We start from the raw sequence: 11,451 nt of genomic DNA on the forward strand, positions 1-11,451 counted from the left end.
AATTGAGCCTGAACATCTCAATTTTATCGGGATGGTCTTGTTGGTCAAACCCTCGTTCCCTCCACCCGCATAGCGGGTGGTTTTTTGTTTCGCACGCTTCGCGAGCTCAACTGGCTAAAGCCTAAAAAAAAAGAACGGGCTTCCTCGCCCGCTCTCCCAAGCTCCTCACTCCCAATAAAATGGCCCCTTATTCCGAAGCCGCGCCAAACCTTCCACGTAAAAATAGTCGCCGTAGATCAGCGGCACGCCGATGTTTTGCCCCTGCGGCAGGTTGCCCGTGCCATGCAGAATCAGCCCTTCTTCCTCCGGATCGTCCCATGTGCCGTAATTCCGGTAGAGCGACTCCAGCATCCGGATCGCCGGCTTCCGGTAGACGGGCGCCTCCGTCTCCCCCGACAGCCCGGCGAGCAGCAGCATCCCGCTGGCCGCGCAGGCACCGGCGGAAGAATCCCTTGGCGCCTCTTCTTCAGCAGGCGCGCGGAAATCCCAGTGCGGCACGTGGTCCTCCGGCAGCCTGGCCAGGAAAAACTGCGCCGCCTTCTGGGCCGCGTGCAGGTAAGCGGTCTTGCCGGTATGATGATAAGCTAACGCCAAACCGTAAATCGCCCAGGCGTTGCCGCGGGACCAGGCGGAATCGGCGTCGTACCCCTGCCCGCCGACGCCTTCGACGAATGCCCCCGTATCCGGGTCGAACCGCACGATGTGATAGATGGAGCCGTCCGGCCGGATAAAATGCTCCAGCACCGTATCCATGTGCGCCTCGGCAATATGCTTGTAACGCGGATCTCCCGTCACATGGGAAGCCCAGAACAGCAGCGGCATATTCATCGCGCAGTCGATGATCGCCCATCCCCGGTTGTCCTCGCCCTCGAACCATGGATTCCATGCCCGGATAAACCGGCCTTTCAGGTTAAAGCGCGCCGCCAGGTAATTGGCCGCTTTCAGCGCGCGGATTTTGGAGATTTCCTTGCCTGTCAGCTTATGCGACGCTACGCTCGTCAGCGTCCACATAAAGCCGAGATCGTGGTCGAGCCTCGCAAATCCGTCCAGCACTTCGTCCAGCCGATCCTCGCACGTCTCGCAAATTTCCTTGAATTTGGCGTCTCCGCAGTCGTTATACATCAGCCATAGGAGGCCCGGCCAGAACCCGGCCGTCCACCAATAGGGCTGCTCCCGGGTGTATTTGCCCCCATGGCTTGCATGCGGAAATGCCGCCCCGATCCGGCTTGCGTTCAACCGCGTTTTGTCCAACGCTTTAGACCACGCTTCCTCCAGCCATTCCGGCCTACTCTCTGTCCCGACCATTCACTCATCTCCCATCTGTTGACTTGCAAATTGGTAAAAACCCATGCGGCTCATTCGAAACGAAAAGCGAATTCGAGCCGCTGGTTCATAGCCGGGCGCAGCACATGAAAATCGATGCCGTACCACCCCTCGTCCACCCCGAAATGGTTCGTAAAGCTGTGCTCCGTCATTTCCACCCGGTACAAATCCTGATCAAAATCGATCCTCAAGGAACGTCTGCCCGCTCCTATCAAAATGATGCTGCCGTCATCCTGAAACTGCGGCTTGATCTGCGTGACGAACCGTTCCGCGATCGACTCCGGCGGAAGCGTAAAACGGAACTCATCCACCAACTTCAGGGAAGGTAGTTCCCCCTTCTCCCACTCCAAATCACGATCGAGCGCCTCAAGCCCCTGGTCCGGGTAAGCCCCGGAAATGTCCAGCTTCAACCGGTCCCGCCTCGGGCCTGCCGCCGCTTCGAGCACGTCCGCCCGCCTTTCCGCGCCCGGCGCTTGACAGCTGCCGTTAACGATCGGGACCGAGTGTCCCTGGGAGCCATTGCAATCGTAGACGTAACGCTCATCGCCGAAGTAACCCTTGCGGTATTCCCCGGCGCCGAGATCGCATAAAAAAACCGTTTCCTCCGCGACCAGCATGAAATGCCCGAGGTCGTTATGGTTATGCGGCTCGTCGTTGCAGCCGCCTTTGGCCGCAAAACCAAACACGCCTCCCCCGCTGCGATGCCTGGCCACGAGCCACTTCGCATCCGGCAAATAGGTGCTTCCGCTCTCCCAGTCATCCGCGTCCGTGCCGCCCCGCGTCCACAGCAGATTGCGCAGGGCCGGCGCCCAGCGGCTGCAATGGTCTTCCGTATACGGCGCCCGAAGCCGCGCCGGGGGCGGCGTCACGCCGGGAAACCGTTCCGCCAGCTTGTGGGACAGACCCAGATGTACATGGTTGCGCGGATGGGAATCGGAAAAGTTGGCGACTTGATCTCCGCACAGAAAGCATTTCTGCTGGAAGGCCGCGATTTGCGCCACTTTTTCGCGCCGGAACCAGTCCAGCCGGCCCTTGCTTCTTGTTAGCAGCAAATCCGAATAATACACGAAATAACCGAATCCGTAGCGCCAATACCCGATCCCTTCCAGACATGCTCCATCCTCGCCGAAGCCGGACAAATAATGCTCCATGCTTTGCTCCGTCCGGGCCAAAATATCCGCAAGCCTCCGGGCGTCTTCTTCCAGCAGCAGCGCCGCCGCCCCCACGGAACCCGCGCATACCGCCGACCAATTATGGGTCGCGGTTTCCCAGGCATAAGGGCCATGCGCAAGAAAAGGCGTCAGCACCCGCCGCTTGACCTCGCTCCGGATTCGATCCGACATGAGCGGCGGAAGCTGCGGCCTCAGCAGAACGGAAATTTCGGCAAGCGCAAACCCGGTTTCGGCCGCAAACAGGTCGATTTCGTTATCCGCGAGGCGGTCGGGCAGGTGGGCCGGAACACACCAGCTGTACTCATCGCATATCGCCCACAAAATATCCAGCAGCGGATCGAGATATTTCTCCGGCGACCGGAGCGACAGCAGCGCAAACGTGTTTAACCTCCGGCGCCGTTCGAAATAGGCCTGCTCGTACTCCCGTCTCGATCCCGTCTTGGCGTACACCTGGAACAGCGCGTACGTCAATTCCGGCGTCGGCACCTCCAGCAGCCGCTCCCCTTCCGCCGCGATTTCTCCCCATTCCTCCTGCAGCCAGCCGGCTTCGGAAAGGTATTGCTTTACGCCACCGGCGTTCCTATTCCCGGTGTACAGCCGTTCATCGACAGGCTCCATATTTTTCACGATTTCCAGCAAATGCGTCACTTTCGTCCCCTCCCTTTTCATCCCCGGTATCCCACCGGCGTCTGACCCGTGTGCAGTTTGAACGTTTTAATGAAATAACTTTGATTGTCATATCCGAGCTGCTCGCAAATGTCCCCGACGCTGAACCGGGTTCCGTCCAGCAGCTCCTTGGCCCGCTCCATTTTTTGCTTCGTCACGTATTCGATGAAGGTCAATCCGGTTTCCTTTTTGAATAACCGGCTGAAATAGCTCGGATTCAAATGCAAATGCGCGGCCACCTCCTCCAGCGTAATGCGGCTGCCAAGCCTCAGCGCCACGTAGTTGCACGCCTCGGTGACCTCCGGGCGGACGGAAGCGGCCTGAGCGCGGGCAAGGGACTCCAAATGCGCGATAACCCAGCCGCGAAGGTCGTGCAAGGAGTCGAGATCGGCGGCTTCCTTATGCAGCATGTCGGCCGAATTGGAGGGCGTCAGGCGGGGGAGCGCATGCAGCTTCAGCTTGACGTCCAGCAGCAGCTTCAGCGTCCAGTCCTTGACGGTTTCGGCAGGGTATTTGCCCCGTCGTATGAACTCCATCCACCCGTCTACCAGCTTCCGAAGCTGCGTTTCGTCCTTTCGCAAAAGCGCGTCCCTAAGCTCCGAGCAGGCCTGGTCATAATAATGGAACAAGTTGCTTTCATATGATTTCGGGGCAGGACGGGCCTTCGCCTTTTTCGCGATTTCACCCCGCTTCAGGTAAAAACGTTGTTCCCGGCCCTCAAGCAGCTCATTCAGTTCCTGTTTCAGTTCCGCCGGTCCCCGGCTGCCGCTGCCGCAAATAAAAGACATGGGAATCTTCAAAACGCGCATGGCCGTGTCCCGAATCATCCGCACGCAAGCCGCAGCTTCGTCATGGATGTTCACCTTCAGGCTGGCCCGGTAGGAAAACAGCAGCAGCGACGTACGCACATCGTAGCCGACATGCAGACCGGGAAGAGGGCTCTCGCGCAGCACTTCGTTCAAGACGTTGCCGACCGCAAAATGAAGGGTTTGATCCGAGGCAAACCGGTATTTCACCTGCCGGTAATCCTCCACGAAGCCGATGACGGGCAAACACCACGTACCCTCCTTCAACAGGCCGTACTCCTCCGCTTCTTTGCGCCACCGGTCCGGAGCCAGCAGCGGCTGGTGGATGAAGTTTTTGAACCACTGCTCCTTGCGGAGCTCCCGGGTTCCATCCATGAGGTGCTTCATCCGGGAATGTTCCCAGCCCGCCCGTCGTTCGCCATCCATCATCTGCTTGAACCGGGACAGCAGCCGCGCCAGCTCCTGCGGGTCCAAAGCATCTTTGATCAAATAATCCTGTACGTTAAGGCGCATCGCCTGCTGCGCATATTGAAACTCGCTGTGGCAGGAAAGAATCACGACCTTCACGTCCGGTTTGACCGCCTTGATCTTGCGATAAGCTCAATCCCGTTCATCCGGGGCATGCCGATATCGGTAATCAGCACGTCCGGCGGCTGCTTCCGCGCCTCTTCCCATGCATCTTCCCCGTTTTCATGGGTACCCGGCGGCTTAAAGCCGAGTCCGCCCCAGTCGATGATCTCCGACAGCAGCTCGATGACGGGATAATCGTCATCCACCAGCATCGCCTGATACATCCCGTAGTCCCTCCCTTAGCGGTATATGCATTTCAATCACGGTGCCTGCGCCGCGGCAGCTGAACACGTCCGCCCGGAAAGCTTCCCCGAATAGAAGCCGCATCCGCTCGGCCACGTTTTCAAGGCCGATGCCGGAAAAATTCCCGCCAGCGGTTTCCCGTCCGGCCGCCTCCCCGTTCCGCAGCTTGCCCAGGACGCGAAGCCGTTCTGCTTCCGCCATGCCCTGTCCGTTGTCCTCGATCGACAACCTGACGAATCCTGCTTCGACCTTGGCCCGGATCCGGATTTCCCCGTCCCTTTTCTTCAGACCGTGAATGATCGCATTTTCCACGATCGGCTGCAGCACGAATCGGGGAACCCCAATATAAAAAGCTTCGGGAGCGATGTCCGTCACCAGCGCCACTTCCGCCTTCTGCCTCATGTTCATGAGCCCCACGTAATGGGAGACCAGATCGATCTCCTCGTGCAGGGAAATTTCGTCCTCGTGGCGGCTGATCGTCATCCGGAGCAGGATGGACAACGACCCGATCATCTGCGCGCTATCCGGGTCGCCGCGGCGCATCACCTTCATTCGAATGGAATTAAGCACATTGAACAAAAAATGCGGATGGATCTGGGCCTGAAGCATGTTCAGCTCCGCCCGCCTTTTCCGCGCCTGCGTCTCCGATATTTCGCTGATCATGTCCTGCACGCGGTCCAGCATCTGGTCGAACAGGAGCCCAAGGCGCCCGATTTCATCGTTGCCGCGCACGCCGGAGCGCACGAGCAGGTTGCCCCGCTGAACCGCCGACGTGACCTTGCCCAGGCGAACGAGCGGTTTGGTAAACGCCCGGATGAGCGCAATGAACAGCAGCGCAAACAAAACAAACAAAATGAGCTGAAAGATAAATACGCGGTTAAAAATGGAGCTGATGTTGACGATCGCATCCTGGTAAGGCTGCACGAGCACCAGCCGCCAGCCCGTAAACAGCACGTCATGCTGGGAGACCAGATGCTTTTGGCCGCCGATCGTCCGGATCGACGTCGATGTCCGGGCGCCGTCCGCATCGGCGTACGGGAAAACGGTCCCCACTTGCTTCGGATCGGCGCTGGAGATGACGACGCCTTTTTCGTCCAGAAGCAGCACCTTCTGATCGGCGGACAAATCCCCGTAAATTTGATGCAGCTGATCCTCCATCATCGTCACTACGACATACCCGTAAATGCCCGTGCCGTCAAGCCGCAGCGTGCGGGCCACGGAAATCTGGTAGGGATGGTCGAACTTGTCGTAGTTATACGCGGTAGGCTCCGGCCCGATCCAGTAGGACTCTACGCCGTTCAGTTCTTTTAAATGCTCGAACCATGGCGTTTTTAGCAGGTTTAACGGATTGTAATCGCTTACCGAATAATTCATGAAATAAGACCCGTTCGACAGCAGGACGGTTACGTAGCTTTTTTCGCCGGCGGCCGTCAAACTGTCGAGCTGTTCGAGCACCCGGTTCCACTCCGTAAACTTGTCGTATTCGGACCCTTCGTCGTTCCCGGAAGCGACCAGCTTGAAATACGATCTTAAGCCGGAATTGATTTGAATGTAATTGGCGATGTTCAGCATGCTCTTCAGGCGGTTGCTCACGGAGCCGTGCACCAGCATCAGCGAATCCTCCACGTTGGCGATGGCCTGCTTCTTAACGGCTTGCTGCGTCAGCGAATTGTACACGATCAGCGTCAGCGACGCCGGGACGAGAACGCAAACCACCATGGCGAGCATCAGCTTGCGGCGGATCGACGTCGGCGCAAGCCCGCGGAAGCGTTTGATCATGGCACTCCCCCCAAATATGCAAAAAGCGGGGGCGGGAAACGCCCCCTTTTCGGGATATTATATCTTATTTTTTGTTGGCGTCGATGATTTTTTGAACCCGTTCCTGCGCGCTTTTGACGGTGGCATCGATGTCCTGTTTGCCGAGAATCAGCTTCTCGTATTCTTCGTTGATCGCCTTATACACCTCGCTCTGGTAGGTTGCCGGAGGGATGATGGCCGAAGCTTTGGACGCGATCAGCGTATCCACCAGCGCCTTTTTGTCCACCTTTTCCGGATTTTTCGTGCCGGACAGGATCGTGTCGATGATGCCCGCCACCTGGTCATTCGTCACCTTGCTCCATGCCGGAATGTTTTTCCCCTGCACGATTTGGCCTTCCGTCGTGTACCAGCGGACGAATTGGTAGGCCTCCTCTTTATGCTTCGATTTGGCCGCCACCGCGACATAGTCCGTCGTGACGGGGGTCAGCCCTTTTTCATCCCCGGGGTTGTTTTTCGGGAACGGCGCCACGGTGACGTTGAAGTTGAGAGGAACCTTTTCGGTGCCGCCAAGCTCCGTGTTCATCCAGCTTCCAATTAGCAGCATGCTGGCCGATTGGTTGAAAAACTGCGTCCGGTACGCCAGCTTCTGCGAGATCATGTCGGTGTAAGGCACCGAGGACTGATCTTCTTTTTCCATTTTGACGCGCAGCTCCAGCGTTGCCCGGAAATTCGGGTCATCCAGGTTCGAGGTGCCGTCGGCTTTCAGAAACTCGGAGTTTTGCGGCTGGTTTTCCATTTTGAGCTTCAAAAATTCCATCCAGCCCCCGCCCTGCGGACCGTGGAAATACGTGCCGTAGCGCTTTTGGGCGCCTTCGCCTTTGGTCAGCTTTTTGGCATAATCAGCAAAATCGTCCCAGGTCCAATCGGTCGGAACCGCAAGCCCGGCTTCCTCCAAATGGTCTTTGTTCAGGATCACGTACCATGGGTTGAATTTCCCCGGCAGCGCGTACACTTTATCGCCCAAATGGGTGTCGACCTTATAGTCTTCCTCCACCTTAAACCCGTCTTTGGCAATGTAGCCGTCCAGCGGTTCGGCCATGCCAAGCGCCACGCGCTGGGCGTAACCGGCAGCGTCGCTGAACATGAGGATGTCCATCCGGGCCGAAGAGGCGGCTTCCAGGTCCAGCTTTTTCATCGCTTCCTGCGTGTCGCCTTTTTCGCTCAGCTGCACCAGCTCGATGGTCACGCCCGGGTTCTTTTCTTCGTAGGCCTGCAGCGTCTTGTTCCAGTTGTAGGCTTCTTCAGTACCGTACGTATAAAGCCTCAGGTTCACTTTGTCGGTCCCTTCCGCTTCCTCCCCCGCCGCCTGCCCGTTCGGCTCGGCTCCGTTCTCCGCGGTTTTCGCGCCTCCTCCGCAGCCCGCAAGCAGTCCTAGCAGCAGCATGCCGGAAATGGCTCCAGCCCACACTTTTTTTCTCATTCCGGATAACCCTCCTTTATCAGTGCAACGCTTTCATATAACTTTATTATAGAATCCGGTCCGGGCAAGCGATGGAACTATATTGACCGGTTTTTCAACTATTTTGACTTTCCGTCCTTGCGCGGACTATCCCTTGACGCCGCCCATGGCGATGCCGGCAATGACGTTTTTCTGGCCGATGATAAATACGATGAGCAAAGGAAGGATGGCCGACACCGCCGCCGCCATGATCAGGGAATAAAATTCGCCGCTCAGGGACGTGAACTTCTGCATCGCCAGCGGCAGGGTGAACAGCTTGTCGGTCCGCAGGAAAATGAGCGGATTCTGGTAATCGTTCCAGGTCCAGATAAACCGCAAAATCGCGTAGGTGGCCACCGCCGGCTTCACGAGCGGAAGCGCGATCGACCGGAAAATGCGTCCGTGCCCGGCGCCGTCCATTTTGGCCGATTCGATGTAATCCTGATGAATTCCCATAAAAAACTGGCGCAGCATAAAGGTGCCCAGCACGCTGAAGCTGCCGAGGATGATCATGCCGAAATGGCTGTCGAACAGCCCGATGTTGCGGTATAAAATAAACTGCGGAATGAGGATTGCCTGCCCCGGAATCATGTAGGTGACCAGCACGATCATAAACAGCCACGAACTGGCCGCGAATTTGATCTTGGAAAAGCCGTAGGCGGCCAAGGCCGACACCGTGCATGAGGTTAACGTGGTAAGCACGCTGATTTTAATGGAATTCCAGTAATAGAGGTAAAACGGATAACCCCCGAACCAGACTTCCTTGTAATTGGCGACGGCGTTCCATTTTTTCGGAATCCATTGAATCGGATACGTAAAAACGTCGGTTTCCATTTTGAAGGAAGTGACAAGCATCCAGACGAACGGCAGCAGGAACAGGATGCTCCCCGCAAACATAAACAGGGTGACGACGGTTCGGCTCCACCGAAACTCGCGAGACGTTGGCATATGTCCACTCCTTTCCTAGTAGTTGACCCATTTTTTCTGGGCGGCCCATTGGCCGAGCGTAATCAGCATGACCAGGACAAACAACACGCCGGCGATGGACGATGCATAACCGACCTTAAGGTTCACGAAGGCGGTATCGTACAAATACCACACCAGCATCGAAGTCGACCCGATCGGCCCGCCTTGCGTCATGACCGCGATGATATCGAATACTTTGAAGGTCGAAATGATGCCCGTGACCAGCAGAAAAAACGAAGTCGGGGAAAGGAGCGGAAACGTGATTCTCCGGAATTTCGTCCAGCCGTTCGCGCCGTCGATGTCCGCGGCTTCGTACAAATCCTTCGGGATCGACTGCAGCCCGGCGATGTAGACGATCATATTGAACCCGATCGAGATCCACACCGAAATCATCATGATCGAGATGAGGGCGTAGTTCGGGTCGGCGATCCACTGCGGCGGATTGGCGATGCCGATCGATTTCAGCAGCTCGTTGATCGGTCCGTAGGAAGGCTGGAACAGCACCTGCCATACGACCGCGACCGCGACGGTCATTGAAATGTAGGGAACAAAATAAGCGACCTTAAAATATCCCTTAAAATACACATAGCGGTCGATGAGGATGGCCAGCACCATGGAAATCAGCATGTAAACGGGCACTGTCAGCAAAAAAACGATGTTGTTCAGCAGCGATTTGCGGAACATCTCGTCCTGCCATAACGTTCGGAAGTTATCCAGGCCGACCCACTTGATCCCGTCCCATCCCTGCACGAAGTTCCAATCGGCAAAGCCGAGCAGCAGCGTCGCGATAATCGGAATCAGCACCATGACGGTTACGCCGATCAGCATCGGGCTGACGAACAAAAACCCGGATATCGTTTCGCTCCGCCGCAGCGTCCGTAACCTGCGCTCCCGGACGGATAAAGGCTTGTTGGCCCCGGGCATCTCCCTCGTTGGTTCCAATGCGTAACACCTCGACTTCCTGATAGATTCAAGTTTTCCTGTAAATTAAGTATAAAAAAAACACCGCCAGCGCTTTGACGGTATTTTGATCAGATTCGCTCCGATTTTGACTTTTCGCATGGAACAGTGTCATGACCTCTGCAACGAAACGAAGGGAGGTTTGGTCTCCGCCGAGTATCCTGTTGCCGATCCGTCGGTCCAACGGCACGATATCCGCCATATTTCGCCATGCCTACCGGGAAAAAGGGTCTATCCGCTATCATGATCCATAGTTCTAGCGAATTAGACTTTTTTCTTGACTATTAAATCGAGCGGACTTAATATAATGGTAGATTATAGATTTATTTTCCATCCTAAAAATGATAAAGGCAAACCTATTGAAAAATGGGGACGCAAAGCTACAGGGGCTAACGCGATTTTTCGCCATGCCAGCCAGTTGCCGACATAAGACTGCGTTATTTATGATGCATAGCCCTTCTTATTTCGGTAAGAAGGGCTTTTTGGCGCTTGATGGCGCCCTGCGGTTACAAAGTTCGACTCCGTTATTGACAAAGGCAAACCCATTGAAAAATGGGGGCGCAAAGCTATAGGAGCTAACGCGATTGCATGATCGTCGCCACGCTAGCCAGCTACCAATTTGAAAGCCTCGCTCCTTTCCGGAAGCAGGCTTTGGAGGAATGATCGGGATGAAATGGACAAAGCAAATACTCGCTCTGCTTATTGTTTTCACGTTGGTCGGCGCGTTTCCGAAAACCGAGGCCCATGCGCGAGAATCGGTCATCCAGCAGTTAGTGGTCTTGCCGACGGGCAGTTATAACGCAAAAGAAGCCAAGGCCATGATGGGCCGCCTGGAGAGAATTCCCGCCCCCGTCCTTGAAGCTTTGCACGATAAAGGGGTCAAAGTCATTTTAACGAACGACGCCATCACAAACGTACCCGAGCTCAGCTATTTGAAAGGGAAAACCCCAAGAGGCTGGGAAGGAACGGGATTAACTTGGGATGACGTGCCCGGCGTCAGCGAGAAAAACGTCGTCGTCCGGATCGGCTACAGCAAAAAAGGCGAAGGCCATAATTCGTTTAATCTCGAAATCCATGAAACCATGCATGCCGTGGACCGTTTCGTGTTCGGCAATGCCAGCCAAAGCGCGGAATTCCAACGCATCTTTAACCAGGAAGCCGCTGCCGAATTCGGCAACGACGGCTACTTTTCGGCTTATACCGAAGAATACTTTGCGGAAGCGGCCAGCTTGTACGTATACAACGAAAACACGCGCAGCGAACTCAAAGCGAACGCCCCGTTAACGTATCAATATTTGGACAAATTGTTTAACCAATAAAAAGAAAGACCCCTCAGGCGAGGGGTCTTTCTCAGAGTGTCGAGAAAGTCCAACGGACTTTTCGACACTCTATTTTTTATATGGGGAATCATATCTTTTAAAATAAAAATCGATTTAAAGCGCTCTGAGAACCCTACTTCAGTGACCGACGAGGCAATTTTAAACCCCCT

9 protein-coding genes and 2 riboswitches are annotated in these 11,451 nt (G+C 55.8%); of the genes, 1 reads left to right on the top strand and 8 read right to left on the bottom strand.

Going from position 1 to position 11,451, the window contains the following annotated elements; translation table 11 throughout:
• Window positions 1-165 precede the first annotated feature (165 nt).
• The 8 genes from KI367_RS14690 to KI367_RS14720 all read right to left on the bottom strand — a co-directional run bounded on the left by KI367_RS14690 (window position 166) and on the right by KI367_RS14720 (window position 9,926).
• Window positions 166-1,305 carry a glycoside hydrolase family 88 protein gene (locus KI367_RS14690; RefSeq protein ID WP_212950546.1) on the bottom strand — a complete coding sequence of 380 codons (1,140 nt, stop codon included), beginning with the start codon at window positions 1,303-1,305 and terminating at the stop codon, window positions 166-168.
• A gap of 50 nt (window positions 1,306-1,355) precedes the next feature.
• Window positions 1,356-3,143, bottom strand: coding sequence for a hypothetical protein (locus tag KI367_RS14695; protein WP_246536950.1), 1,788 nt, complete (start codon window positions 3,141-3,143; stop codon window positions 1,356-1,358).
• Between the two features lie 17 nt (window positions 3,144-3,160).
• On the bottom strand, window positions 3,161-4,534 hold the full coding sequence (locus KI367_RS14700; RefSeq protein WP_306433238.1) for a response regulator transcription factor: 1,374 nt from the start codon (window positions 4,532-4,534) through the stop codon (window positions 3,161-3,163).
• Window positions 4,531-4,761 carry a response regulator gene (locus KI367_RS27510; protein ID WP_306433239.1) on the bottom strand — a complete coding sequence of 77 codons (231 nt, stop codon included), beginning with the start codon at window positions 4,759-4,761 and terminating at the stop codon, window positions 4,531-4,533. The genes KI367_RS14700 and KI367_RS27510 overlap by 4 nt, the downstream gene beginning before the upstream one ends.
• A complete protein-coding gene (locus tag KI367_RS14705; protein ID WP_212950550.1) occupies window positions 4,736-6,559 on the bottom strand; it encodes a cache domain-containing sensor histidine kinase in 1,824 nt (607 codons plus the stop codon). Before KI367_RS14705 ends, KI367_RS27510 begins: the two co-directional genes overlap by 26 nt.
• A gap of 64 nt (window positions 6,560-6,623) precedes the next feature.
• A complete protein-coding gene (locus KI367_RS14710; protein ID WP_212950552.1) occupies window positions 6,624-8,018 on the bottom strand; it encodes an ABC transporter substrate-binding protein in 1,395 nt (464 codons plus the stop codon).
• Window positions 8,019-8,144: 126 nt separating this feature from the next.
• The gene (locus KI367_RS14715) at window positions 8,145-8,984 is read right to left on the bottom strand and encodes a carbohydrate ABC transporter permease (RefSeq protein ID WP_036711138.1); all 840 of its coding nucleotides are present in this window, start codon (window positions 8,982-8,984) and stop codon (window positions 8,145-8,147) included.
• A 15-nt stretch (window positions 8,985-8,999) separates the two neighbouring features.
• Window positions 9,000-9,926 carry a carbohydrate ABC transporter permease gene (locus KI367_RS14720; protein ID WP_036711136.1) on the bottom strand — a complete coding sequence of 309 codons (927 nt, stop codon included), beginning with the start codon at window positions 9,924-9,926 and terminating at the stop codon, window positions 9,000-9,002.
• Window positions 9,927-10,301: 375 nt separating this feature from the next.
• Window positions 10,302-10,388, top strand: a riboswitch (cyclic di-GMP riboswitch).
• Between the two features lie 99 nt (window positions 10,389-10,487).
• Window positions 10,488-10,581: riboswitch (cyclic di-GMP riboswitch) on the top strand.
• Window positions 10,582-10,630: 49 nt separating this feature from the next.
• Here KI367_RS14720 and KI367_RS14725 point away from each other — a divergent pair.
• Entirely contained in the window at window positions 10,631-11,281 is a 651-nt protein-coding gene (locus tag KI367_RS14725; RefSeq protein WP_036711162.1) for an anthrax toxin lethal factor-related metalloendopeptidase, read from the top strand.
• The last annotated feature ends 170 nt before the right edge of the window (window positions 11,282-11,451 follow it).

The organism is Paenibacillus cookii, assembly GCF_018333375.1.
Lineage (GTDB): Bacteria > Bacillota > Bacilli > Paenibacillales > Paenibacillaceae > Paenibacillus_AQ > Paenibacillus_AQ cookii.